At 58.5% G+C, this 23,673-nt stretch carries 25 protein-coding genes; 12 read left to right on the plus strand and 13 right to left on the minus strand.

The window, feature by feature from the left end; genetic code table 11:
* Positions 1–282 (minus strand): hypothetical protein (locus FJ145_16835; protein ID MBM4263083.1); only part of this gene is annotated, 282 nt, incomplete at its 3' end.
* An 83-nt stretch (positions 283–365) separates the two neighbouring features.
* On the opposite strand from FJ145_16835, the gene FJ145_16840 reads away from it, so the two are divergent.
* Together FJ145_16840 and FJ145_16845 are read left to right on the plus strand one after the other, a co-directional pair.
* Positions 366–1,355 carry an ABC transporter substrate-binding protein gene (locus FJ145_16840; protein ID MBM4263084.1) on the plus strand — a complete coding sequence of 330 codons (990 nt, stop codon included), beginning with the start codon at positions 366–368 and terminating at the stop codon, positions 1,353–1,355.
* The gene (locus tag FJ145_16845) at positions 1,352–2,407 is read left to right on the plus strand and encodes a hypothetical protein (GenBank protein MBM4263085.1); all 1,056 of its coding nucleotides are present in this window, start codon (positions 1,352–1,354) and stop codon (positions 2,405–2,407) included. Before FJ145_16840 ends, FJ145_16845 begins: the two co-directional genes overlap by 4 nt.
* A gap of 71 nt (positions 2,408–2,478) precedes the next feature.
* Here the strand turns inward: FJ145_16845 and FJ145_16850 are convergent, their stop codons facing one another.
* Entirely contained in the window at positions 2,479–3,525 is a 1,047-nt protein-coding gene (locus FJ145_16850; GenBank protein MBM4263086.1) for an extracellular solute-binding protein, read from the minus strand.
* Between the two features lie 127 nt (positions 3,526–3,652).
* On the opposite strand from FJ145_16850, the gene FJ145_16855 reads away from it, so the two are divergent.
* Genes FJ145_16855 through FJ145_16875 form a run of 5 tightly spaced genes read left to right on the plus strand, consistent with a single transcriptional unit; the run spans position 3,653 to position 6,574 of the window.
* On the plus strand, positions 3,653–4,087 hold the full coding sequence (locus FJ145_16855; protein ID MBM4263087.1) for a cupin domain-containing protein: 435 nt from the start codon (positions 3,653–3,655) through the stop codon (positions 4,085–4,087).
* Positions 4,084–4,344, plus strand: coding sequence for a hypothetical protein (locus FJ145_16860; GenBank protein MBM4263088.1), 261 nt, complete (start codon positions 4,084–4,086; stop codon positions 4,342–4,344). The genes FJ145_16855 and FJ145_16860 overlap by 4 nt, the downstream gene beginning before the upstream one ends.
* Before the next feature lie 4 nt (positions 4,345–4,348).
* Positions 4,349–4,942 carry a peptidylprolyl isomerase gene (locus FJ145_16865; GenBank protein ID MBM4263089.1) on the plus strand — a complete coding sequence of 198 codons (594 nt, stop codon included), beginning with the start codon at positions 4,349–4,351 and terminating at the stop codon, positions 4,940–4,942.
* Entirely contained in the window at positions 4,833–5,699 is an 867-nt protein-coding gene (locus FJ145_16870) for a hypothetical protein (protein MBM4263090.1), read from the plus strand. Before FJ145_16865 ends, FJ145_16870 begins: the two co-directional genes overlap by 110 nt.
* Before the next feature lie 17 nt (positions 5,700–5,716).
* Positions 5,717–6,574 (plus strand): hypothetical protein, encoded by an 858-nt coding sequence (locus FJ145_16875; protein ID MBM4263091.1) that lies wholly within the window; start codon positions 5,717–5,719, stop codon positions 6,572–6,574.
* Positions 6,575–6,594: 20 nt separating this feature from the next.
* Here the strand turns inward: FJ145_16875 and FJ145_16880 are convergent, their stop codons facing one another.
* The 9 genes from FJ145_16880 to rpsO all read right to left on the minus strand — a co-directional run bounded on the left by FJ145_16880 (position 6,595) and on the right by rpsO (position 17,069).
* Positions 6,595–8,019, minus strand: coding sequence for an amidophosphoribosyltransferase (locus FJ145_16880; GenBank protein ID MBM4263092.1), 1,425 nt, complete (start codon positions 8,017–8,019; stop codon positions 6,595–6,597).
* Positions 8,020–8,021: 2 nt separating this feature from the next.
* Positions 8,022–10,253, minus strand: coding sequence for a phosphoribosylformylglycinamidine synthase subunit PurL (gene purL, locus FJ145_16885; protein ID MBM4263093.1), 2,232 nt, complete (start codon positions 10,251–10,253; stop codon positions 8,022–8,024).
* Positions 10,246–10,956: a phosphoribosylformylglycinamidine synthase subunit PurQ gene (gene purQ / locus FJ145_16890; protein MBM4263094.1), complete on the minus strand. Its 711-nt coding sequence runs from the start codon at positions 10,954–10,956 to the stop codon at positions 10,246–10,248. The genes purL and purQ overlap by 8 nt, the downstream gene beginning before the upstream one ends.
* 53 nt (positions 10,957–11,009) lie before the next feature.
* Positions 11,010–11,252, minus strand: coding sequence for a phosphoribosylformylglycinamidine synthase subunit PurS (purS, locus tag FJ145_16895; GenBank protein MBM4263095.1), 243 nt, complete (start codon positions 11,250–11,252; stop codon positions 11,010–11,012).
* Positions 11,253–11,277: 25 nt separating this feature from the next.
* Complete coding sequence (locus FJ145_16900) at positions 11,278–12,570, minus strand: adenylosuccinate lyase (protein MBM4263096.1); 1,293 nt, start codon at positions 12,568–12,570, stop codon at positions 11,278–11,280.
* 89 nt (positions 12,571–12,659) lie between these two features.
* Entirely contained in the window at positions 12,660–13,106 is a 447-nt protein-coding gene (locus FJ145_16905) for a dUTP diphosphatase (protein ID MBM4263097.1), read from the minus strand.
* A gap of 135 nt (positions 13,107–13,241) precedes the next feature.
* On the minus strand, positions 13,242–14,513 hold the full coding sequence (locus FJ145_16910; GenBank protein ID MBM4263098.1) for an insulinase family protein: 1,272 nt from the start codon (positions 14,511–14,513) through the stop codon (positions 13,242–13,244).
* 119 nt (positions 14,514–14,632) lie between these two features.
* On the minus strand, positions 14,633–16,729 hold the full coding sequence (gene pnp / locus FJ145_16915) for a polyribonucleotide nucleotidyltransferase (protein MBM4263099.1): 2,097 nt from the start codon (positions 16,727–16,729) through the stop codon (positions 14,633–14,635).
* A gap of 70 nt (positions 16,730–16,799) precedes the next feature.
* Positions 16,800–17,069, minus strand: coding sequence for a 30S ribosomal protein S15 (gene rpsO, locus FJ145_16920; protein MBM4263100.1), 270 nt, complete (start codon positions 17,067–17,069; stop codon positions 16,800–16,802).
* Positions 17,070–17,327: 258 nt separating this feature from the next.
* Between rpsO and FJ145_16925 the strand changes: the two genes are divergently transcribed.
* The gene (locus FJ145_16925; GenBank protein MBM4263101.1) at positions 17,328–18,197 is read left to right on the plus strand and encodes a lipase family protein; all 870 of its coding nucleotides are present in this window, start codon (positions 17,328–17,330) and stop codon (positions 18,195–18,197) included.
* Positions 18,198–18,244: 47 nt separating this feature from the next.
* Positions 18,245–19,165 carry a hypothetical protein gene (locus FJ145_16930; GenBank protein ID MBM4263102.1) on the plus strand — a complete coding sequence of 307 codons (921 nt, stop codon included), beginning with the start codon at positions 18,245–18,247 and terminating at the stop codon, positions 19,163–19,165.
* A 57-nt stretch (positions 19,166–19,222) separates the two neighbouring features.
* On the opposite strand, the gene FJ145_16935 is transcribed toward FJ145_16930, so the two are convergent.
* A complete protein-coding gene (locus FJ145_16935) occupies positions 19,223–20,029 on the minus strand; it encodes an alpha/beta hydrolase (GenBank protein ID MBM4263103.1) in 807 nt (268 codons plus the stop codon).
* A gap of 144 nt (positions 20,030–20,173) precedes the next feature.
* Entirely contained in the window at positions 20,174–20,980 is an 807-nt protein-coding gene (locus tag FJ145_16940; GenBank protein MBM4263104.1) for an alpha/beta hydrolase, read from the minus strand.
* Positions 20,981–21,164: 184 nt separating this feature from the next.
* Here FJ145_16940 and FJ145_16945 point away from each other — a divergent pair, with 184 nt between their 5' ends.
* The 3 genes from FJ145_16945 (at position 21,165) to FJ145_16955 (ending at position 23,654) form a co-directional block, all read left to right on the plus strand.
* Entirely contained in the window at positions 21,165–22,157 is a 993-nt protein-coding gene (locus FJ145_16945; protein MBM4263105.1) for an ABC transporter substrate-binding protein, read from the plus strand.
* Positions 22,158–22,319: 162 nt separating this feature from the next.
* Positions 22,320–22,691 (plus strand): hypothetical protein, encoded by a 372-nt coding sequence (locus FJ145_16950; protein ID MBM4263106.1) that lies wholly within the window; start codon positions 22,320–22,322, stop codon positions 22,689–22,691.
* Between the two features lie 78 nt (positions 22,692–22,769).
* Positions 22,770–23,654 (plus strand): enoyl-CoA hydratase/isomerase family protein, encoded by an 885-nt coding sequence (locus FJ145_16955; protein MBM4263107.1) that lies wholly within the window; start codon positions 22,770–22,772, stop codon positions 23,652–23,654.
* The last annotated feature ends 19 nt before the right edge of the window (positions 23,655–23,673 follow it).

Below are 23,673 nucleotides of genomic sequence, written 5' to 3' on the forward strand. Positions count from 1 at the left end.
GACGCGGCGCAGCGTCGCGCCCATCTCGGCAAAGAACTGGCCGCTCGTCATGATCGACACCACTTCGTTGAAGGTGCTCGACGGCAGCGGGATCAGGCTGGGCGGATAGAAGAAGGTCAACAGCCACCAAACAAATGTCATGGCGGCAATCGAAACGGCCCGCAGCCCCAGGGTACGCGCTGCCGTGCTCGACGCGCTTCTTTTTCGCGGCGCGGCGAGCTCCCCGGTCGCACCGGAAAGAGACTGCCCCGCCAGTGCAACGGCTTTCTCGTCGGCTGCCATGATGGGCGCAATTTATGGCTTTTGGCTTGCCCAAGTCAATATGATTGCGACTTGGCCGCAATCCCATTTGCGACTTTGAGTTGATGTCGCGCCCGCAGTTCGGTTATGTTGCCAAGCAAATGAAGCTCAAGTTGACAACCGCCGTCATCTTAAGCCTCGCCGCCAGCATCTGCATCGCCTCGGTTGCGCTGGCGGCCGAGCCGACCACCATCCGCATCGCCCACAACGGCTTTTCCAGCGAGATGCCGGTGTACGTTGGCAAAGACGCCGGCATTTTTCTCAAGCACGGCATGAATGTCGAGCCGATCTTGATACTCGGCGGCGCCACGACGATTCAAGCGTTGATCGGCAAGAGTCTCGATTTACTGATGGGCGGCGCCACGCCGATGCTCGCCGCCGTAATGAACGGCGCGCAGGTGAAGATCATCGGCGGCATGAACAACCGCATTCCTTTCACCCTGCTCGCGCAGCCGGAGATCAAGAGCGGCGCCCAGCTCAAAGGCAAAAAAATCGGCATCACCCGTTTCGGCAGCAACACCGACTTCATCGCGCGCTTGGCGGCGCAGGAGTTTGGCTTGAATCCCAAAAGCGATATCACGATCGTGCAAGCCGGTGCGCCGGAAAGCCGCCTGCTGGCGTTGAAAGCGCGCACGGTCGACGCCACGCTTTTCAACATCGAGCAAGCCGTGGTGGCGCGCAAGATGGGTTACAATGTCCTGTTGAACTTCGTCGAAAAAGAAATCGATTACACCCACATCGCGATCATCGCCCGCGAAGACACCATCAAGACCCAGCCCGACATGCTGCGCCGCTTCATGCGCGCCTACGTCGAGTCGATTCGTTATTTCAAAACCCACAAGGAAGAAGCGCTCAAGAAAAGCCAGCAGTTGCAGCGGCTGGCCGACCGCGAAGCGCTCGAAGCCGGCTATGTCAACAACGGCAAAGCCATGCCCGACGACGGCCGGCCCACCGTGAAGGGCACCCAGCTCGTCATCGACGCCGCCATCCTGGAAGACCCGCGGGCGAAAAACTACACGCCGCAGCAGCTCATGGACTTGAGCTTTCTGCCATGAGGAAGAGGAGCACCATGAAAAGCAATTGGTTTAGATCCGTCCGCTCGGTCCTATCCGTCGGATCCGTCCTATCTCTTTTGTGGCTCAGTCCCCTGGCCGCCCAAGAAAGTTTTTTCAAAGGTAAAACCGTCCGCATCATCGTCCCCTTCGCCGCCGGCGGCGGCTACGACATCTACTCGCGCATTATGGGACGGCACATGGGCAAATATATTCCCGGCAACCCGGTCTTCGTCGTCGACAACATGACCGGCGCCGGCGGGCTGATCGGCGTCAATCACGTCTACAAAGTCGCCAAGCCCGACGGCCTGACGATGGCAACGCCCATCGGCACGATGTTCGTCGATCAGTTGATCGGCAAACCGGGCATCGAGTTCGACGGCCGCAAGTTCGAATACATCGGCGCGCCGGCGCAAGACACGCAGCTTTTAATCGTCCACAAACGCACCGGCATCAAGAGTATCGAGCAATGGCTCGCCCATCCCACGCCGGTGAAATTTGGCAGCACCGGCCCCGGCTCGGCCAACGAATCGATCCCGAAGATCGCCAAGGACGCGCTCAACCTGCCGCTGCAAGTGGTCTCCGGCTACAAAGGCAGCGCCGTGATCCGCTTGGCCTTTAACAGCGGCGAAGTGGATGGTGTCGCCAACGCCTGGGAATCGATGGTCTCGACCTGGCCGCAGGAAACCCAAAGCGGCGATGCGGTGGTCTTGCTGCAAGCCGCCGGCAAGCGCCATCCGGACTTGCCCAATGTGCCGCTGGTGATCGACTATGCAAAAACCGAGGTGGGCAAAAAACTCGTCCAGGCGGTGATCAACAATTTCGGCGCCACCGCCCGCCCCTATGTCATCACGCCCGGCACGCCGAAGGATCGCGTCGAGATCCTGCGCAAAGCCTTCATGGACACCATGCGCGATCCGGAATTCGGCGCCGAATTGAAGCGCGCCAAGCTCGACTTGAATCCGCTCGACGGCGCGACGCTCGACCGCAACATCCGCGAGCTGTTCGCCCTCGACAAAACGCTGATTCCCAAGTTGACCGAGATTCTAAGATAGAGGCAATAGGCAGCAGGCAATAGTAAGAATTCAGAAACTCCGGACTATTGCCGACTGCCTATTGCCTAGAGTTATTTGCGAGTAATCTCACGCAACAGCTTCAACCACGCTTGCGAGCGTTCGTCGTATTCCGCGGTCGTGAGCCCTTTTTCCGGATACCACTTTTCGTAGTTCACTTTTTTCGCGGCGCTCGTGTAGAAGAGCTTTTCGGCGTACATCTTCTGCCCCTGTGGGCTTAGCAGAAAATCGGTGAACAACAGCGCCGCGTGCGGGTGCGGCGCATTGGCCGACACGGCGGCGCCGCCGGCGTTGACGGCAACGATCTCCATCGGCACCCACGCCACCGGCGCGCCGCGGCTGGCGGCGGGCTGAGTCAAGTTGGTCTGCACCATGGTGAACGAGATCGGCACCTCGCCGCGGATGATCATGTCCGCCAACCCCGCCGCGCTGGTGGCGTGGGGCCGGACTTCTTGTTCCTTTAAACGGCGCACGAAATCTTCGCCCTTGGCCTTGATCATCGCGCCAATGGCGCGCGCGCCGGTTTCATTGTTGGCCACCGACATCTTGCCCTTTAAATACGGTTTCAGCAGGTCGTCGAATCGCTTCGGCAACTCCGCCGCCGGAAAGGCCTTTGTGTTGTAACCAACGCCGATCAGCGACTCGCGGTCGGTGCTCCACCATGTCAGGTTTCCCGAGGCTTTTTCCTTGGCGTGCTCCGGATAGTTGCGATGATGCGGCGAGTAATAGGGCATCAACATCTGCTCATCGCGCAGCGGCATCAGCGGCGGCGGCGTGGTTTCGATGGCGTCGAAGAGATGGCGCCGCGCCTGGGTCTCAGCGGTGATACGGCTCGACAACAGCACGCCGTCGGCGCGATAAATATCCACCGCAACGCCGGGGTAGCGCTCGGTGAAAAGTTTGGCGATCTCTTTGTGCGGCACCAACGAGGTATACCAAACCAATTTCCCTTCTTTTTTAGCGCCCTCGTAGAGAATCCGCTCGCGGTCGGCACCGGCATATTTGGCCAGCTCGGCAAGCGTCGTCGGCACCGCTGCCTTGGCCGACTGGTCGATGACCATTCCAATGCTTAGGAGCAGGAAAACGAGAACTCTTTTCACACAACCTCCGAGATTAAGTCTTTCGTAGTAAATAGAATTATGGCGCCGCCATTGTCAACGTGGCGCGCTTGAGTTTCAGGGAACATCTCCGGTACACTCCCGGTTAACAATTTTCGGGAGGCGAAGCATGCCAAAGATCGATAAGATCACGATAGTCGATGCCGAGAAGCAGGCCCAATGGGGCAAACCCACCGGACGCAACTATGCGCGGCCGACGCAGACCGACTTGGTCCACATCGCGCTCAACAGCTACGAGCCCGGCGTCAACGACGAGCTCCACTGCCACCCCGGATCGGATCACACCTTTTTTGTCGTCCAGGGAGAATGCACCATGAAAGGCCTCAAAGAAGGCGAAGAGTATCGCCTCAAGCAGCACCAAGCCGTCCATGTTCCCGCCGGATTTTTCTACCAGCTCAACAACACCGGCACCGAGCGTTTGATTCTCTACCAGGTCTCCACCGAGCCGCGCAAAAAACCCAAAATCGGCAAAGTCATTTACGGCGTGCACACGAGCTTGAAAGAACACTTGCTCAACCCAGTCAAAGCCGCGGCGGGGAAATGATGACCTTCGAGGACGTTTTCAACTGGTGCAAAAAACAGCAGGCCGATGTGCGCGGCGTCTACCGCGGCAAGGATATCTCGTTCTCGCACAAAGACGCCAAGCTACCGGTGGAGCTGCCGGCGCTCGGCGCAATCTTTCATTGGGACGTGGAGATCGGCGACTGGAGCCACTACGTCAGCGCCTCCGACATGGAACGTATGGTCACCGGCAAGATGACCCTCGAGCAATTCAAAGGCACGCTGCGCCGCGAAGAATAGCGCTATGAAACATTGGCATTTAACCTTGCTGGGCGTCGCGCTCTGTGCGGCGCTCGGCACTGTCCACGGCGCCGAGAAAGCTACCGCGACCCGCGTCGTGCAAGACGGCTGGCGCGTGGGCATCGAGTACACGCTCAAGGGCGAAGACGGCAAGCTCATCGAATCTAACAAAGGCAAGTTTTCCCTGGTCTACAAACACGGCACGGGGGAGATGATTCCAGGCTTGGAACGCGCGTTGGCCGGCATGAGAGTCGGCGAGGAAAAACATGTGGTCGTCAAGCCGCAAGATGCCTATGGCCTGGTCGACTTTAATAAGCGCAAAGAAGTTCCCAAGACCGAGCTGCCACCCAACGCCATGAAAGTCGGCGCTGAAATCGCCCGCCCCGAAGGACAGGGCCGGGTGCGCGTGTTCAAAGTTCATGAAATCCGCGAGCACACCGTGGTGCTCGACATGAATCATCCGATGGCGGGCAAGACGCTGGTTTTCGATGTCAAAGTCGTCGACATTCAGCAGGAGCCGAGCGCGCCGTCGGCCCCTGCCGTGCCGTCCAAACCGGCGGCTCCCGCGCAGCCCAACAAGCCGGCGCGGCCCAAGTAGCACGATGACTTTCAGAGAATTTGCCGAGCGCGTCAGGCAATCGCAGCAGTTAGTTTTTTTCACCGGTGCCGGCATCAGCACCGAATCCGGCGTGCCGGACTTCCGCAGCCCGGGCGGCGTCTGGACGAAGTATCAGCCGGTCCTGTTTCAAGACTTCATGGCCAGCGAAGCCGCGCGCGTGCAGCACTGGCAATTGAAAAAAGCCACCTACGAGCTTTTCAAAACCGTCAAGCCCAACAACGGCCACCACGCCATCTGCGATTTTGAAGCGCGCGGCCAATTGCTTGGATTGATCACGCAAAACATCGACGGCCTGCACAAGCTCGCCGGCACGTCAGAAGAGAAACTCGTCGAGCTGCACGGCACCGACCGCTGGGTCACCTGCCTACAATGCGGCAAGCGCTACGCACCCAAGGACCACTACGAGGATTGGAACGAGACTTTGCCGACGCCGCGCTGCGGTGACTGCGACGGCTTTTTGAAATCGGCCAACGTCTCCTTCGGCCAATCGATGCCGCAGGCCGCCATGCAGCGCGCCCAGCAGTGGAGCGAAGCGGCGGAGATCTTCATCGTCGTCGGCTCGTCGCTGCAGGTGCAGCCGGCGGCCAGTTTTCCCGTCATCGCCAAACGCGGCGGGGCGCTGCTGGCGATCGTCAACCGCGACCCGACGCCCTTGGATGACTACGCCGACTTCGTCGACAACGGCAGCATCGGCGATTTTTTTACTCGATTGAAGTCGCAGATCAACGACAGTTAAGTTTCCACTCCGCTTGCATGCAGCTGCTGCGCCTTTCTGAAGTACCGCTGCGCGATCAGGATCGCAGCTTCGGCTATTCGCGGGCCCGCGCCTTGGGCGGCGCGAGCCTAGTGCTTTGTGCCGCGGCCCTCGCCATCTACCTCGGCAACGTCACGCTAAGCTGGCTCGGCTACTTCATAGCCGGCGTCATTGTGATCGGGCTGCTGCTATACCACAAAGCCATCATCGCTCGCTTCCAGTCTACTAACTGGCTCGTGCGCATGACCGGCGACGGGCTCTTCATCAAATTTCGCTCCTATCTAAACGCCCACTTCGCCGCCGACGACCACGTGGTGGTGTTCATACCCTACAGCGAAATTGCCACGGCAAAATTGATCCATGAAGTGCAGCGCGTCGCCGATCGCGACGAAGACAATCGCCCCACCGAGACCACCCGCAAGCGCCGCGTGGTCGAGTTGGAGCTCAACGGCGACAGCCGCCAACTGGCGATCGCCATCGCCAGCGAGCAAGACACCGTCCTGGCGAAAACCCGCATCGGCGCCGAGCGCCCGTCGACGCGCTACCACCATTTTCCCGTGCGCTTGCCAACCATGAAGCGGCTAATGATCGAATGGGGTGTCGTGCCCGCCGCTGACGTCTTCCTCGACGCACTCACCCGTCACACGCTGGTGCGCCCCGCCGAATCAGCAACCAAAGATCTCACCGTCAACGACACACTAACCCGCGAAGATCAGGAAAATCGCTTGCTAGAGCTGGTCGAAAGCGGCCAGAAGCTCGTCGCCATTGCCGAGGCACGCCGGCTCTACGCCTACAATCTCACCGAAGCGCAGAGTTTCATCGAAGAGTTACTGCACAAAAACAACGCAAGGAAGTAGAGTCCACCCAAGCGGTGCGGCTATCGGCTCACCGCGTCGAACAAGTGGAGTTGGCGGGTGTGGCCTTCGTCTTCGAAATGGACCGGGTAGTTGCCGGTGAAACAGGCGTCGCAGTGGCCCTTTTTCTGGCCGTTGAAGTAGGTGTACATGCCTTCGCGGCTCAAGTAGGCGAGCGTGTCGGATTCGATGAAGCGGCGAATTTCTTCGGTGGAATTGGTCGAGGCGATCAGCTCGCCGCGGGTTGGTGTGTCGATGCCGTAGTAGCACGGGCTGATGGTTGCCGGCGAGCTAATGCGCATGTGCACTTCTTTGGCGCCGGCGTCGCGCAGCATGCGGATGATTTTGCGGCTGGTGGTGCCGCGCACGATGGAGTCGTCGACAACCACGACGCGTTTGCCGTTCAACACTTCTTTCTGCGCGTTCAACTTGATCTTAACGCCAAAGTGGCGGATCGACTGCTGCGGCTCGATGAAAGTGCGGCCGACGTAGTGGTTGCGGATCAAGCCGAACTCCAACGGGATCTTCGACTCTTCGGCGTAGCCGATCGCCGCTGGCACGCCCGAGTCGGGCACCGGAGTCACTAGATCGGCTTCAACGCCGCTCTCGCGCGCCAGCTGGCGCCCCAGTGCTTTGCGCACTTGGTAAACGTTGTGGCCGAAAAGATTACTGTCGGGCCGGGCAAAATAGATATACTCAAAAATGCATTTCGCCGCCGCCACCGGCGGAAACGGCTTGAGCGACTCCATGCCATCGGGCCCGAAGGTGACGACCTCCCCAGGCTCGATTTCGCGCACGTACTCCGCTTCGATGAGATCGAGAGCGCAGGTTTCCGAGGCAATCACGTAGGCGCCGCGGTTTTTACCGTCGGGAAAACGGCCCAACACCATCGGCCGAAAACCGTAGGGATCGCGCGCCGCGATCATCTTATCGAGAGTCAAGAACAGCAGCGAATAGGCACCGCGCACGCGCGACAGCGCTTCGACGATGCGCCCCATCAGCGTCGGCTCTTTGGATGTAGCAATCAAATGAATGATAACTTCCGTGTCGGAGGTTGACTGGAAGATCGAGCCCGCGCTCTCTAGCTCGCTGCGCAACAGCGCGCCGTTCACAAGATTGCCGTTGTGCGAGATGGCGATCGGCCCCTGCGAATATTCGACCACGAAGGGCTGGGCATTTTTTAGATGGCTCTGGCCCTGGGTCGAGTAGCGATTGTGGCCAATGGCAAAGCCGCCCTCGAGATGTTTGATGACGTCTTCTTTGAACGCATCGGCAACCAGTCCCATCTGGCGGTGCGAGATCAATCCTTTGCCGTCCGAGGAGACAATGCCGCAGGATTCTTGGCCGCGGTGCTGCAGCGCATAGAGGCCAAGATAGACCATGTTGGCCGCTTCGGGATGGCCATACACGCCCATGACGGCGCACTCTTCGTGAAACTTATCGTTCATGGCTATTTCAACTTCGCGGTCAAACCATTGGCCCAGACACTGTGCAGTTCGTCCACTGCCAGTTGCAGGAACGGCTGAATCGAAAGTCGCTGACCGCCGACGCTGCCGATTACTTGCAGCGGCGCGTTGTGCTGCGCGGCCAGGGCTTCCAGCGGCGCCAAGTTTTTTTCTTCCAAAGAGACGACAATCCGCGACTGCGATTCGCTGAATAGCAAAGCATCGCCGCGAATCATCTCATGGGTCTCGATGCGCGCGCCAATCGGCTTGCCGGCGCCACCCATGCAGCACTCGGCCAGCGCCACCGCCAAGCCGCCGTCCGAGACATCATGGGCCGAGCGCAAAACCCCCTGCTCAATCGCCTCGACGCAGCAGCGCTGCACCGCGCGCTCCAATTGTAGATCGATCCAGGGCGGTGTGCCACGGGTCAAACCGTGCACCTGCTTCAGATATTCGCTGCCGCCCAACTCTTCGCGGGTTCGGCCTAAGAGCACAATCAAATCGCCCGCCGCCTTGAACCACGGTGTCATTACTTTGTCGATATGGTTAATCAGTCCCACCATGCCGATGGTCGGCGTCGGATAGATCGGCACGCCGTCGGTTTCGTTGTAGAAGCTGACGTTGCCGCTCACCACCGGCACGGTGAGCGCCAAACACGCGTCACGCATGCCGTTGATCGCCTGGGAGAACTGCCACATGACCGCCGGGTTCTCCGGGCTGCCAAAATTCAAACAATCGGTCAAGCCAACCGGCCGCGCGCCAACGCAGGCTAGATTGCGCGCCGCTTCGGCCACTGCGATGACGCCGCCGACGTAGGGGTCGAGATAACAGTAGCGGCTATTGCAGTCGGCGGTGAGCGCCAGCGCCTTCTTCGTTCCTTTGACGCGCACGACCGCCGCGTCGGCGCCGGGTGCCACCACCGTGTTGCTGCGCACGTAGTGATCGTATTGGCGATAGACCCATTCCTTGGAGGCGATGTTGGGTGAGGCGAGCAGCGTCTTCAACGTCGCGCCGAGGTCCTTCGGTTCTGTGATGGTGGCGAAGTCGAGTTGTTCCAGCTCGTCGTGGCGCGCTGGGCGCTCTGCCGGGCGGCGATAAACCGGCGCTTCCTTGGTCAGTGCGTCAATCGGAATCGCCGCTACCTCGACGCCGTCAAAGCGCGCGCGGAAAATATGGTCGTCGGTGACGCGGCCGATCACCACGGCATCGAGATCCCACTTGTCGAAAATCTTTTTGATCTCCGCTTCGGTGCCCTGCTTGGCCACCAGCAGCATGCGCTCCTGCGATTCGGACAGGAGAATCTCGTAGGGCGTCATGCCGGTTTCGCGCATCGGCACCAGTGACAGGTCGAGCTCGATGCCGCAGCCGCCGCGGCCGGCCATTTCCGACGAGGAACTGGTCAAACCGGCCGCGCCCATGTCTTGGATGCCGATGATGTGATCTTTTTCGAACAGCTCTAGGCACGCTTCCAACAGCAACTTCTCGGTGAACGGATCGCCCACTTGCACGGTGGGGCGGCGCTGCTCTTTCTCTTCCGAGAACGACTCTGACGCCATGGTGGCGCCGTGGATGCCGTCGCGGCCGGTTTTCGAGCCGACGTAGATCACTGGGTTGCCAATGCCTTTGGCGATGCCGGTGAAAATCTTTTTCTTCTTGACGATGCCGAGGGTGAAAGCGTTGACGAGAATATTGGCGTTGTAGCACTCGTCGAAATAGACCTCGCCGCCGACCGTCGGCACGCCGATGCAGTTGCCGTAGCCGCCGATGCCCGCGACCACGCCGGCAACGAGATAGCGCGTGCGCGGATGATCGATGGCGCCAAAGCGCAAGGAGTTGAGCGAAGCGATGGGCCGCGCGCCCATGGTGAAAATGTCGCGCAGGATGCCGCCGACACCCGTGGCGGCGCCCTGATAGGGCTCGATGAACGAGGGATGATTGTGGCTTTCCATCTTGAACGCCACCGCGAGGCCGTCGCCGATATCGACCACGCCGGCGTTTTCCCCCGGTCCCTGCAAAACGTAGGGACCCTCAGTGGGCAGCAGTTTCAGGTAAGCGCGTGAGCTTTTGTAGCTGCAATGCTCCGACCACATGACCGAGAACACACCCAGCTCAGTGTAGTTGGGCGCGCGGCCAAGCATTTGAACGATCTTTTCGTACTCGTCGGGCGCCAGCCCATGGCTCGCGACGAGCTCAGGTGTGACCGTCGGCTGGGCAAAAATCTTGACCGCTTCAGCCATGGCGGGTTTCTCTTTCCACGCAGGCCGCCGCGATGGAAGAAAAGATTTTCAAACCATCGTCGCTGCCGAGGAGCTTGCTGCAAGCGTCCTCCGGATGAGGCATCAGACCAAAAACGTTGCGCTTTTCATTGCAGATGCCGGCGATGTTGTCGAGCGAGCCATTGGGATTGGCCGCCGCCGCCGGTTTGCCTTTGGCATCGACGTAGCGCAACAATACCTGGCGATTCTTCTGCAGCCGTTCGAGGGTCGCGCTATCGGCGAAATAGCAACCCTCGCCATGCTTGATGGGAATCTTCAGGAGCTGGCCCTTTTTCATTTCGCGACTAAACGGCGCGTCGGTTTCTTCGACGCGCAAATGCACCGGCTCACAGATAAACTGCAGATTGCTGTTACGCACCAGCGCTCCGGGCAAGAGCCCCGATTCGCAAAGAATTTGAAAGCCGTTGCAGATCCCCAGGACCAATCCACCGCTTTGCGCAAATTTGACTACGCCGCCCATGATCGGCGAGAAACGCGCCATGGCGCCGCAGCGCAAATAATCGCCGTAGGAAAAGCCGCCGGGAAGCACCAGACAGTCGAAGCGGCCCGCCAACTCGTCCTTGTGCCAAAGAAACTGCACCTTCTGGCCCATCTCGTTTTTCAGACAGTCAAAGACGTCCTGATCGTCGCACGAGCCGGGAAAGACAATGACACCCCAACGCATAAACCAAACCTTTAGTTACGAGGCATGAGGCTTGAGTCTCTCAAACCCGATGTTCATTCGTGAATCTCAAACCGATAGTCTTCAATCACCGGATTAGCCAAGAGCTTGTCGCACATCTCACGGACGCGGCTTTCAGCGCTGGCCCGCGAATCGGCATCGATTTCCAGCTCAAGATATTTTCCCACTCGCACGTCGCGGACTTCGACGTAGCTCATCGTGTGCAGTGAGCGCTCGATCGCTTTTCCCTGGGGATCGAGGACGCCGGTCTTGAGCGATATGAATATCTTAACACGCATAAGAGCAAACTTTCATAGGGCCGTCTTAGCGCAAAGCGCGCCGGAAAATGAAGTCAACGTTGGCCAGGTGGTGCCTCACACCCCAAGCCGCTTCGATCTCCCTTGCCGACAGGTGCCGGCGAATCTCCGCATCGCCCAACAGCTCGCGCTTTAAGTCGCCCCCTTCGCGGCCGACTTTGAGCGCGTGGCGCTGCACCATGCGATAGGCCGCATCGCGGGCGATGCCCTTGTCAACCAGCGCCAAGAGAATCTTCTCCGAATACACCGTGCCGCCGCTCTTCTCAAGATTGCGCCGCATGTTTTCCGGATAGACCACTAGATTGGCCAGCACGTGGGTCAAACGGCGCAGCATGAAATCGAGCGCAATGGTCGCGTCCGGCGCGATCACCCGCTCCACCGACGAGTGGCTGATATCGCGCTCATGCCACAGCGGCACGTTTTCCAGCGCCGCCAACGCATAGGAGCGCATCAAGCGCGCCATGCCGGCAACGTTCTCGGAGAGAATCGGATTGCGTTTGTGCGGCATCGCCGACGAGCCCTTCTGCCCCGCGGTAAAGGGCTCTTCCGCTTCTTGCACCTCGGTGCGCTGCAAGTGGCGCACCTCGACGGCAAATTTTTCCAGCGAGCTGGCGATCACGGCCAGCGTAGCGAAATAGCAGGCGTGGCGATCGCGCTGAATGATCTGATTGGACACCAGCGCGGGTCTCAAGCCAGCCTTGCGGCAAACGTAGGCTTCGACCTTGGGCGATATCGACGCAAAGGTGCCCACCGCGCCGGAGATCTGCCCGACGCAGATATCTTCCGTGGCTCTTTCCAAGCGCGCCAAGTTGCGCGCCATCTCCTGATACCAGAGCGCAAACTTAAGCCCGAAGGTAATCGGCTCGGCATGCACCCCGTGGGTGCGGCCGATTTGCACGGTCCATTTGTACTTGCAGGCTTGGCGGCGCAACACCTTCATCAAGGCTTTGATATCGTCGACGAGAATCGCCGAAGCGTCTTTGAACTGCAGCGCCAGCGCCGTGTCCATGACATCGGACGAGGTCATGCCGACGTGTAAATAACGCGCATCATCGCCGATCGACTCCGCCACCGAGCTCAAAAACGCGATGATTTCATGCTTCACTTCGCGTTCGATCTCACGGATGCGTTTAACGTTGAACTTGGCCTTTTTGCGGATGCGCGCGATCGCCGCTTTCGGAACTTTGCCGAGCTGCGCCAAACCTTCGGCGGCTAGAATCTCGACTTCCAACCACTTTTGAAAGCCGTTTTCCTCGGACCAAATGCGGCCCATCTCCGGTCTTGTATAGCGCTCAATCATTCGTCGCTCACGCTGTTCAAGGTTACGAGTTCGATGGCCTGCGCCCAAACCACGCTTCAACTCCAAACCCAAAACCCGGAACTCGAAACCTATTTTTTATCGGTATGTCCAAACCCACCGTCCTGCCGCTCGGTCGACGGCAGCTCTGCCACTTCCAGCCATTCTGCTCGCGCCACCCGCTGCACGACCATCTGCGCAATGCGCTGGCCGCGCTCGATGGTGATCGGCGCGGTGCCGAGGTTGATGGCGATGATCTGAATTTCGCCGCGATAGTCGGAATCGATGGTCCCCGGCGTATTGACCATCGTAAAACCCTGCTTCAACGCCAAACCGCTGCGCGGCCGAATCTGCGCTTCGAAGCCGATCGGCAAAGCGATCGCGATCCCGGTGGGAATCAACCTGCGCTCCATCGGACCGATCTCCATCGACGAATCGATGTCCGCGCACAGATCCATGCCGGCAGCGCCTTCGGTCATGTACTCCGGCAACACCGCAGACGGGCGCACCCGTTTGATTTGAATGCGTACTTGATCCACGAAACAAAAAACTAAAGGGAAACATGCTTCGACGGCTCAGCATGGACGGATTTGTGCCTCCTCTCCGTTCGTCCTGAGCTTGTCGAAGGACTCCGAGAGGTCCGCAACCGTCCGTCAACACGCCCGTGTCGCGGATCAGTGCTTCAAGGTGAAACTATCGAGTTTGAAATCTTTTTGGAAGTCGCCGAGCAGTGTTAGGGTCATGCCGCCGGAATGAAACAATTGGCGCGCCAGCTCGATAACATCTTCGCGCGAAACCGCGCGGATCTTTTGCACGATTTCATCAGTGGTAACGTTCTTGCCAAAATAAATCTCGTTGCGCGCAATGTGGCTCATCCACGAATCGCTCGATTCCAAACCGAGCATCATACTGCCGACGAGTTGTCCCTGGGTGCGGCCGAGTTCGTCGGCCGAAATACCGCCCGCCGCCAACTTGTCCAACTCTTTCAAAATCAGATCGACAACCTCGTCCGTCGAATCCAAGCTCGTGCCGGCGTAAACGCCAAAATAACCGACGTCCTTGTACGATGACGCAAATGAATAAACCGAATAAGCTTTGCCGCGTTTCTCGCGGACTTCTTGGAACAAACGCGAGCTCATGCCGCCGCCGAGTAGAGTATTCAAGACGTAGCCGGCGTAGCGCTGCGGGTGGGTTTGCGAGATCGCCGCCATCCCCAAACAGAGATGAACCTGCTCGAGTTCTTTTGCATGGGGATAGAGCCCGCTGCCCATGCCAGGCAACCGGTCGCCGTCGAGCGCTGCAGCCGCACCGCGCTCATCACGCACCGAACCGAGGCGCGCCTGAATTTCTTTGACCAGCTCGTCATGGCGCAGATGGCCGGCCGCCGCGACTACGACGCGGCGCGGACGATATCGCTCTTTGAAGAAATTCAAGAAATCCTGCCGTTGAAAGCTCATCACTGTTTCAGCCCGGCCGCAGATCGGCCGCGCGATCGGATGATCGGTGAAGAAATCGACGTTGAAAAGATCGTGCACGTAGTCGTCGGGCGTGTCCTCGGCCTGGGAGATTTCCTGGAGGATCACCGAGCGCTCGCGCTCGATCTCTTCGACGTCAAAATTCGAGTGCAGAAAAATATCGGTTAATAAATCGAGCGCTAGCGGCAGATTCTCGTCGAGAACTTTGGCGTAGTAGCAAGTGTGTTCCTTGGCGGTGAAGGCATTCAACACCCCGCCCACCGCGTCCATCTCTTCGGCGATCTGTGCGGCGGTACGCCGCTCGGTGCCCTTGAAGAGCAAGTGTTCGATGAAATGGGAAATGCCGTTCTGCGCTTGGGACTCGTGGCGTGAGCCGCTCTCGACCCAGATGCCGAGACTCACCGAGCGATGATCGCTCATCTCATGGGAGACAACCCGGATGCCGTTATCGAGGACGCTTTTGCAAAACATTGATGAATTCTAAACTCACCACGAAGGCACGACGAACCCAAAGGTAAGAATAATAAGGATATAAACTCTTTTCTGAACTTCGTGACCTTCGTGTCTTCGCGGTGAATATTTTCTCCAAATTAGTTGACGCCCTCGCCGGTCTCGGCCATCGCCTCCTTGCGGCTTAAGCGGATCTTGCCCTGCTTGTCGACTTCCAGAACTTTGACCATCACCTCATCGCCCTCTTTCAGCACATCGGTGACTTTGCGGATGCGCTCATTGGCGATCTGCGAGATATGCAAGAGGCCGTCGGTTCCCGGGAAAATTTCGACAAATGCGCCGAACTCGACGATCTTGCGCACGGTGCCCCGGTAGATCTTGCCGACTTCGGCCTCGGCCGCGATGGACTGCACCATTTCGATGGCTTTTTTCGACGCCGCTTCGTCGCTCGACGCAATCGTCACGGTGCCATCGTCTTCAACGTCGATCTTGACGCCGGTGGCTTCGATGATGCCGCGGATGACTTTGCCGCCGGGGCCGATAATCTCGCGGATCTTGTCGGGTTTGACGCGTAGCGTGATGATGCGCGGCGCATGGCCGGAGACATTGGAGCGCCCGGCCGAGATCGTCTGGTTCATGATGCCGAGAATGTGCATGCGCCCCTCTTTGGCCTGGTTTAAAGCTTGGCGCATGATTTCGCGGTTGACGCCGCTGATCTTGATATCCATCTGCAGCGAGGTGACGCCATCGGCGGTGCCAGCAACTTTGAAGTCCATGTCGCCCAAGTGATCCTCGTCGCCGAGAATATCGGATAGCACACGAACGGCCTCACCCTCTTTTATCAGGCCCATGGCGATACCGGCCACAGGTGCAACAACCGGCACGCCGGCGTCCATCAGCGACAACGAGCCGCCGCAGACGCTCGCCATCGAGGTCGAACCGTTGGATTCGAGAATCTCGGAAACGATTCTGATGGTATAGGGAAAATCTTCTTCCGGCGGCAACACCGGTACCAGCGCCCGTTCGGCCAGATTGCCGTGGCCGATTTCGCGCCGGCCGGGCCCACGCAAGAATTTAACTTCGCCGACGCTAAATGGCGGGAAGTTGTAGTGCATCATGAATTTCTTGAAGTGCTCACCCAAGAGCGCGTCGACGCGCTGTTCATCGGAGGCGGTGCCCAGCGTGGCGACCACCAGCGCTTGGGTCTCGCCGCGGGTAAACAGCGCCGAGCCGTGGGTGCGCGGCAACACCTCGACTTCGCAGGTAATCGGCCGGATGTCCTTCAGCCCGCGCCCGTCGATGCGCTTTTCCTTTTGGATAACCAGCCCTCTGAAGGTGTTGCGCTTGAGCTCCTCAAAGGCGCCCTTGATGTCCTTGCTCTTTTCCGGAAACTCGCTCGCGGCCATCGGCACTACTTCACTTTTTACTTCGGCGATGCGTTTATAACGTTCGAGTTTTTCGGGGATCTCTAGAGCCGCCTTGAGTTTTGCCGAGGCCAGCTCTTCAACTCGGCGGACAACGCCGTGGTCGAGCTCAGCCAACGGCACGACTCGCTTCGGCTTACCCAGGGTGGCACGCAACTCCTCCTGCAAATCGAGCAGCGGCTGAATCGCTTGATGGCCGGCAAACAGCGCTTCTAAGATTTCATCCTCGGGGACGATGCGCGCGCCGCCCTCGACCATTACAATCGCGTCGCGGCTGCCCGAAAGAAATATATCGGTGTCGCTTTCTTCGAGGGCGCTTTGGGTTGGGTTCATGACCCATTTGCCGCCAATGCGGCCGATGCGCACCCCAGCAAGCGGCCCATTAAACGGAATATCCGAAACATGCAGGGCCACGGAGGTTCCCAACATGGCGACTATATCTGGATCGTTCTCACGATCGGCGGAAAGCACCGTAGCGATGACTTGGGTCTCGCAGCGCAGCCCTTCGGCAAACAGCGGCCGAATCGACCGATCAATTAGGCGGCAGGTCAGAATTTCTTTTTCCGACGGCCGTCCCTCACGCTTGAAGAAACCGCCTGGGATCTTCCCCGCGGCGAAGGTTTTCTCTTGATAATCAACAGTTAACGGGAAGAAATCGGTATCGAGCTTGAGCTCTTTGGCCGCCACCGCGGTAACCAGCACGACGGTTTCACCGTACTGCACTAGCGCGGCGCCATCGGCTTGCTTGGCGAGCTTGCCGACTTCAACGGATAGAGGTCGGCCGTGAAAATCTAATTCCACTCTCTTCATCATATGTGTAGGCCCTTTGAATGCTGAACGGAATAACGGAGGCGAATGCGGCGGGAGCGCTGTCTTGGAATAACTATTTCCTTATCCCAAGGCGACCGATCAGGCTTTGATATCTCGCGAAATCATTATTCTTGAGATAATCCAAAAGCCTGCGTCTTTGCCCGACGAGCTTCAGAAGACCACGGCGGGAGTGGTGATCTTTCAGATGGATTTTGAAGTGCTCGGTGAGATGTTCGATTCTCTGGCTGAGCAGGGCGACCTGCACTTCAGGGGAGCCGGTGTCGGTCTGATGCAGCCTATAACCCTCGACGACTCCGCGCTTTTCTTGCTGAGCGATTGCCATGATTAATCCGCTCTTCTTCTCTCTTTCGTTTTAGTTGCTCAGATTTTTAACATACTACCAAGGGGTTGTAAAGCTGCCCAAAAAAAGACGGCTATGCCAGCAACTTTCGCAGCGTTGCGAATTGCACCACATGCCAGCGTCGCAGCGCGGCTCTGTTCCCTTCACTCCGGACGCTCTTGCGTGAACATTCGATCGAGCTTCTATGTTCCATTTGGAATCTGGAATCTGTAATTTGAAATCCTGAGCCAAGCGAAGACGATGCGCACTGTCCCCTACGATTCGAGCCGCACCGCGCTCTACCGTCCCAGCGCCGCGGCGCCGATGCTCCGTGCCGGCCCATGTAGCGACGAGCTATTGTGCGCGGAAGCCTCGCGCTTGGTCTACAAACGGTTCGAAAGCAGTGCCATGGCGGCCCAGGAAATCCGGCTGATGTTCCGCTCGCTCGGCTTCGACCAAATGGAATTCTTTGACTGCGCCGGCTCGCAGGCCTTCGCCGCCGCCCATCCGGCCGCCACGCTGATCTGCTTTCGCGGCACGACGCGCTCTCTGAACGACATCGTCACCGACCTGAAAATTTGGCCAAGGCAGTGGCCCCTTGGCGGCCGGGCCCACGCCGGCTTTTGCACTGCTTTCAATCGCTTGTGCGCGGCCCTAGATCACTGGCTGATCGATCACCCGGGCCGCAGGTTGTTAACCGGTCACAGCCTCGGCGGCGCTTTGGCGACCTTGGCGGCCAGCGTCTACAAGCCGGCGCGGCTCATCACCTTTGGCACGCCGCGGGTCGGTGACGGCGATTTCTGCGCGGCCCTGGAGGGCGTGGAATGGCTGCGCTACGTCGATTGCTGCGATCTGGTCGCGCGCGTGCCACCCGAGCTGTTGGGATTTTGTCACCGCGGCGAGCTTCGCTACATCGATCGCCACGGCGCTATACATAGCGATCCGCCGGTCGATTTTATCAAAGAGGACAGCCGCCTTGGGCGCAGTGAATACCGGCGCGAAGAGGCTCCGCGCCCTGGCGCGGTAAAGCTGCGCGATTTGGCGGATCACGCGCCGGCCAATTACATTTATCCGGTGTCGGCGTTGGATACGTTCCAGTCGGCTGATCGCCGCGCGAGCCACGGTCTCTGATTTTACTTGGCTACTCCCTCGGATCAACGTGCCCTTGAGAACACTCCATGCAGCGCCGCCAACTTCCCCCAGCACACCCGATAACCGGTCAAGAGCGGCGCCGCATCGATCCCAATCGCGGGGTGATCAAAGTCGTTGAACGCAATTTGGACATCTTCGTTTCGCGCTTTCTCTTCCCTCATCTTGCGCGCCTGTGGAACCCCTATAGCTGGCAACTGGAGCGGCGCTTCACGCTTTCGCAGACCCAGATTGCACCGGCCGGTTGGCCGAAGACTGTCGCGCCGCTGCGGCTGCTTTTGCTGACCGATATTCACGCCGGTATCTTTCTGCAACCCCAAACCTTTGCCAGGATCATTCATAAACTCATGGAGCTTGAGCCCCACCTGGTCGCCCTGGGCGGCGATCTAGTCTCGGGCAATTCAAACGAGGCAAAGCCGATCCTCGGTGCCATGAAACCCCTCACCGCAGCGCCCCTGGGCGCCTGGTTCTGTTTCGGCAACCATGATTATTTCAGCGCCACACCGGAGATCATCGAGCACGATCTAAACGCGATCGGCATTCGCGCTTTGTGCAATGACGCGGTTCGCATAAACCATGGCGCCGGTAGCTTTGTCCTCGGCGGCATCGACGATCTGATCCTTGGTAAACCGAACTGGCCGCAACTGTGCACCCGCCACGGCGAGCCGCATCTCTTGCTCGCCCACAACCCGGATCACTTCTACCAGGCGATCGTTCACAACGTGCCGCTGACGCTTTCGGGCCACACCCACGGCGGCCAGATTCGTTTACCGAACGGCCCGCCCCTGATCCGCCAGAGCCGCTACTGCCTCGACGAAGGCATGTACTCGTTTGAAAATTCGCTCTTGGTAGTCTCGCGCGGCCTCGGCAGCGTTCTCCTACCCTGGCGCTGGGGCGCCGACCCGGAAGCAATCCTGATCGAGATCACGCCGCCGAGGGGCGATTCGTGAATCGCCCCTACAAAATTTGCGCGTGCCTCTGCGCGAGAAATTCTGAATCCGGTTCGTTTAAACGGAAAGAAACTCGCGGATCGCCTTGTGCGCCGCCTCCGGCTCGACGAAGAAGTAGTTGTGCTTTTGCTTGGGAATCATAACGAACTTGGCATTGGGAATGCCTTTGGCAAGAATGTCCGAAGAAGTCCGATGGCTCATCGCCGATTTCGGATCGCCCTCGGCTTCACCGACCAACACCAGCGTCCGGACTTTTATATCCTTCAAGCGTGCGCTCGTGTCATGACCTTGGCGGCCAATCACATGGCGCAGATAAAATTCCACCGAGCCAATATTTTCCAACCGGCGCCGAAAGAACTCTTCGATGCGCTCGGGATATTTTTTCTGCATCTCTTCGGTGAAGCCAACTTCGATGGTGTGCTGCCGGACGTATTTTTCATAGCCCCACTCGATCATCTCTTGGCACATGAGCAGCGGCAAACCCGGCTGCCCGGGAAACGATGCGCCGCTCGATGCCAGAATCAATTTTTTCACCCGCGCAGCATATTCCAGAGCGATCAACTGCGCCACCCGCCCGCCCATGGAATGGCCAAGCACCGTTGTCTGGTCAATCTTCAAATGATCGAGCACCGCCACCGCATCGTCGCAGAACATCCGCGTCGAATAATCGATCGACGGCCGGCTCGACCTTCCCGTGCCGCGATAATCGAACGTAATCACCCGATGGTCTTTGGAAAATTCCGGCACCTGGAAAATCTTCCAGATCTCACCGGAGGCCGCAGTCTCGCTGCAAAATAGAAACGCTGGCCCTTGGCCCTGTTCTTCGTAATAGATGTCGGCGTCTTTGACTTTTGCGGTTGGCATCTCGTCTCCTGTGACGTCAGGCGGGCGCGATAAATCGCGCCCCTAAGCGGGATTACATTTGTGCTTTTTGCGCCTTTTGCGGTTAATTCTCCGATTCCGAAACCTCTGCGTTCTCTGCACGAACGGGCGACCCGCCGGTCGCCCCTACCCATGGAGGAACTCGCGGATCGCCCGATGCGCTACATCCGGCTCGGAGAAAAAATAACTATGCCGCTCGTTGGCGAGAAGCACCACCTTGGAGTTCACTATTCCCTTCGCCAACACTTCCGTTGACATACGGTGGTTCATTTCGCTGGTCATGTTGGTGTCGCCGTCGCCGACCAGGATCAAGGTCGGCTGTTTGATATCTTTCAAGCGCTGACTGGTGTCGTGGCTCTGGCGCGCGATCAAATGGCGCAGATAAAACTCCACCGGGCACAAATTCGTCATTCTAACTTTTAAATAGGCTTCAATCCTCTCCGGGTGCTGCTTGGCGTACTCTTCGGTCCAGCCGACTAGAATTGTATGATCGCGCTCGTATTTGTCGTAGCCCCACTCGATCATCTCTTTCATGATCTTCAGCGGCAACCCTTTAGTCAGCGGGTAGCTCGCGCCAGTCGACGCCAGCACCAGCTTGTGCACTTTCTTCGGATGATCCAGCGCCAAGAGCTGCGCGACCCGCCCGCCCATCGAGTGGCCGACGACGATCGCATCTTCGGCTTTTAAATAATCCATCAGCCCAACCAGATCGTCGCAAAACATCTTGGTCGTGTAGTCGATCGATGGCTTGCTCGATTGGCCGGTGCCACGGTAGTCGAAGGTGATCACCCGGTGATCTTTGGAAAACTCGCCGACCTGATTGATCTTCCAGACCTCGCCATCGCAGGCGGTTTCGCTGAGAAACACCATGGGCCGCCCTTGGCCGTGTTCTTCGTAGTAAAGCTCGATATCGTTTACTTTGAGTTTCGGCATTCAACACTCCTTTGAATCGATTGATCGATGCATAGTTGAAGTGGTTTACGTTGGCAAGACGCCAAAAAGATTTTCTTGACTAAACACGCACCCTGGCGCTAGAGACCTAATGTAGGGGCGCCATTCATCGCGCCCGCAAACGTGGGGGCCGGCGACGAGCTATGCACAAGGAGCGATGTAATTGATGAAAAATTTCGCAGCAGCAGTGTTGGCAGCACTGCTAATCTCTAGTTCGACATCTGCCCAAGAACTCATCAAGCTGCCCTTCCCCTACGGTCCGCTGGGTTTGAACAGCGTGCCGTTCCTGGTCGCCAAAGAAGCCAAGCTCTTCGAGAAGCACGGGCTGTCCGTCGACATGGTCTACGTCGGGGCCTCTGCCGTCATGGTGCAATCGATGCTCTCGGGCGCCGCCAACTTCGCCGGCTTCGGCGGCCCGGCGGTCATCACCAACGTTTTGAGCGGCGGCGACATCATCCAAATCACCGCGCTGCTGCCCTATTTCACCCAATCGGTAATCGTGCGCAGCGACGTCCGCGAGCTGCGCTCGCTTTCGGGCAAGCGCATCGGCATCACCCGCTTCGGCTCGGTGACCGACTTCGCGCTCAAGACTTTGCTCGAGCGAAATAGTTTAAAAGACGTAACCGTGCTGCAGCTCGGCGGTTTCCCCGAAGCCGTCGCCGCGCTGATTCGCGGCGCCCTCGACGGCGCGGTTTTGTCACCGCCACACACCTTTCGCTTGCTCAAAGAAGGTTATCGCGAGTTGGCGGCGCCGAAAGACTTGCGTGCCTTAGGCAGCGGTTTTCTGTCGCAAGGCATCGTCGCCAGAAGGTCCTACGCGGCGAAGAATCGCGATGTGGTCTTGCGCTTGATCAGAGCCACCGTGGAAGGCACCAAACAGGCCGCGGTCAACGAGGAGTTTACCAAGCGGCTGATCGGCAAATACCTTGGCATCACCGACCCGGAGCTGCTGCGCCAGAGTTTTTTGTACGTGGCCGAAAATTTCGCCAAGGACCCCGCCGTTCCAGAGAACGTCATTCAGTCCATGGTCCAACGCATGGCCCAGCTCAACATGATAGACACCAAAGCCGCGCAAGCGACGCCGGTGAGCGCTTACTTTGACAACAGCTATGTCAACGAGCTGAAGCAGTCGGGGTTCGTCGATGCGGTGTGGAGATAACCAGGTTTGATCCGGTCAGAACGATTATTGTACTCAGCTCAAAAGACAGACTCAAACGGCGACATCGAGTCGATTTTTTCTTGATTCCCTTGACGGCAACGAGCTGTTTCGCATAGGTTCGGGATCATCTTATTCCAGCAATTTTCGCGAGGTTTCTCGACGATGTTGGGTTCGCTCAAACGATTTTTCACTATCCTTCTACTTACTTTGATCAGTTCGGGGCCGCTTCATGCGCAGGAGCGCGCGCGCCTCGGTCTCAACATGAAAACCGAAGACGTGCAGATGCTGAAACTGGGCTCGTCGCCGGCCATGCTCGCCAGCCTGGACAAAGGCGGTGTCGACGCCGCGGTCCTCACCATGCCGACGTTTTTCGTTGCCGAAGACCGCGGCTACGTCAACATCGCCGACCCGGCCAACATGGAAATTTACTATTTGCAAAATACGCTGGAGACCAGCCGCGCGTTCCTGCGCAGGAATCGCGAACTCGCCAGCCGCTTTATGAAAGGCTACATCAAGTCGCTTTACAGCAAATAACGCGCGAGCATCTTGTGAACGAATCCGGACGTGCCATCACTCCAATACTCCAGCACTCCAATCTTCCCGAGGAGCCCCATGCCTGATTACAAAGAGATCATCTACGAGAAAAAGCGCGGCGGCGTACAGATCACGCTCAATCGGCCCGATGCGTTGAACGCGATCACCCGGCCGATGCTCAAAGAAATCCACGACGCCTTGGACAACGCCGAAGCCGATCCGGAAATCCGCGCGGTGGTCATCACCGGCGCCGGCCGCGCCTTTAGCGCCGGCTTCGACCAGGCGACCACCAGCGGCCGGCGCCGCGATATGGATTGGCCCTATGGCATGCAGAGCGGCATGAGCGCCGCGGCGGTGATGCGCTACTGGGGCGTCGACGATGTGAAGTTGATTCGCATTTTCGAATTCACCAAACCGGTGATCGCCGCAGTGCGCGGCTGGGCCATGGGCGGCGGTTGTTGGCTGGCGCTCTACAGCCATCTGACCATCGCCGCGGAGGATGCCGTTTTCGCCCAACCCGAAGTGCGCCACGGCTCCAACACGACGTTTATGTGGACGCTGCTGGCAGGTTTCAAAAATGCGCTGCGTTACGGTCTCGTCGGCGATCACGTCGACGCCAAAGAAGCGCTGCGCATCGGCTTGGTCAATAAAGTCGTGCCGGTGGACCAGTTGCTTGAAGAATGTTTCTCCGTTGTCGAACGGATCGCCAAAGTCCCGCCGGAGACAGTGAAGATTAATCTGGCCATCTCGACCATGGGCTTGCAAATGATGGGCCTGCGCGACGCCCTGGCGATGGACGAGACGCTTTCGCTACCCGCGCACATGATGCTGCGCGAAGAGTTTCGCCGTCCCCTCGACGAAACCCGCGCCACCCAAGGCACAAAGGCGTACTTGCAGCTACGCGACGGCCCGTTTCAACCGGAGCCGTTTGGACCGCGGGCGAGAAAAAAAGCGGAAAGCTGAAACCCGGAAAGCGGAAATC

The sequence above is a fragment of the Deltaproteobacteria bacterium genome, from assembly GCA_016874755.1.
Taxonomy (GTDB): domain Bacteria; phylum Desulfobacterota; class Binatia; order UBA9968; family UBA9968; genus DP-20.

Bases quoted from the DNA above. Each gene is read 5' to 3' on its own strand.
- FJ145_16840 (MBM4263084.1), top strand. From the start codon at position 366: ATGTCGCGCCCGCAGTTCGGTTATGTTGCCAAGCAAATGAAGCTCAAG.
- FJ145_16845 (MBM4263085.1), top strand. From the start codon at position 1,352: ATGAGGAAGAGGAGCACCATGAAAAGCAATTGGTTTAGATCCGTCCGC.
- FJ145_16855 (MBM4263087.1), top strand. From the start codon at position 3,653: ATGCCAAAGATCGATAAGATCACGATAGTCGATGCCGAGAAGCAGGCC.
- FJ145_16860 (MBM4263088.1), top strand. From the start codon at position 4,084: ATGATGACCTTCGAGGACGTTTTCAACTGGTGCAAAAAACAGCAGGCC.
- FJ145_16865 (MBM4263089.1), top strand. From the start codon at position 4,349: ATGAAACATTGGCATTTAACCTTGCTGGGCGTCGCGCTCTGTGCGGCG.
- FJ145_16870 (MBM4263090.1), top strand. From the start codon at position 4,833: ATGTCAAAGTCGTCGACATTCAGCAGGAGCCGAGCGCGCCGTCGGCCC.
- FJ145_16875 (MBM4263091.1), top strand. From the start codon at position 5,717: ATGCAGCTGCTGCGCCTTTCTGAAGTACCGCTGCGCGATCAGGATCGC.
- FJ145_16880 (MBM4263092.1), bottom strand. From the start codon at position 8,019: ATGAACGATAAGTTTCACGAAGAGTGCGCCGTCATGGGCGTGTATGGC.
- purL (MBM4263093.1), bottom strand. From the start codon at position 10,253: ATGGCTGAAGCGGTCAAGATTTTTGCCCAGCCGACGGTCACACCTGAG.
- purQ (MBM4263094.1), bottom strand. From the start codon at position 10,956: ATGCGTTGGGGTGTCATTGTCTTTCCCGGCTCGTGCGACGATCAGGAC.
- purS (MBM4263095.1), bottom strand. From the start codon at position 11,252: ATGCGTGTTAAGATATTCATATCGCTCAAGACCGGCGTCCTCGATCCC.
- FJ145_16900 (MBM4263096.1), bottom strand. From the start codon at position 12,570: ATGATTGAGCGCTATACAAGACCGGAGATGGGCCGCATTTGGTCCGAG.
- FJ145_16910 (MBM4263098.1), bottom strand. From the start codon at position 14,513: ATGTTTTGCAAAAGCGTCCTCGATAACGGCATCCGGGTTGTCTCCCAT.
- pnp (MBM4263099.1), bottom strand. From the start codon at position 16,729: ATGATGAAGAGAGTGGAATTAGATTTTCACGGCCGACCTCTATCCGTT.
- rpsO (MBM4263100.1), bottom strand. From the start codon at position 17,069: ATGGCAATCGCTCAGCAAGAAAAGCGCGGAGTCGTCGAGGGTTATAGG.
- FJ145_16925 (MBM4263101.1), top strand. From the start codon at position 17,328: ATGCGCACTGTCCCCTACGATTCGAGCCGCACCGCGCTCTACCGTCCC.
- FJ145_16930 (MBM4263102.1), top strand. From the start codon at position 18,245: ATGCAGCGCCGCCAACTTCCCCCAGCACACCCGATAACCGGTCAAGAG.
- FJ145_16935 (MBM4263103.1), bottom strand. From the start codon at position 20,029: ATGCCAACCGCAAAAGTCAAAGACGCCGACATCTATTACGAAGAACAG.
- FJ145_16940 (MBM4263104.1), bottom strand. From the start codon at position 20,980: ATGCCGAAACTCAAAGTAAACGATATCGAGCTTTACTACGAAGAACAC.
- FJ145_16945 (MBM4263105.1), top strand. From the start codon at position 21,165: ATGAAAAATTTCGCAGCAGCAGTGTTGGCAGCACTGCTAATCTCTAGT.
- FJ145_16950 (MBM4263106.1), top strand. From the start codon at position 22,320: ATGTTGGGTTCGCTCAAACGATTTTTCACTATCCTTCTACTTACTTTG.
- FJ145_16955 (MBM4263107.1), top strand. From the start codon at position 22,770: ATGCCTGATTACAAAGAGATCATCTACGAGAAAAAGCGCGGCGGCGTA.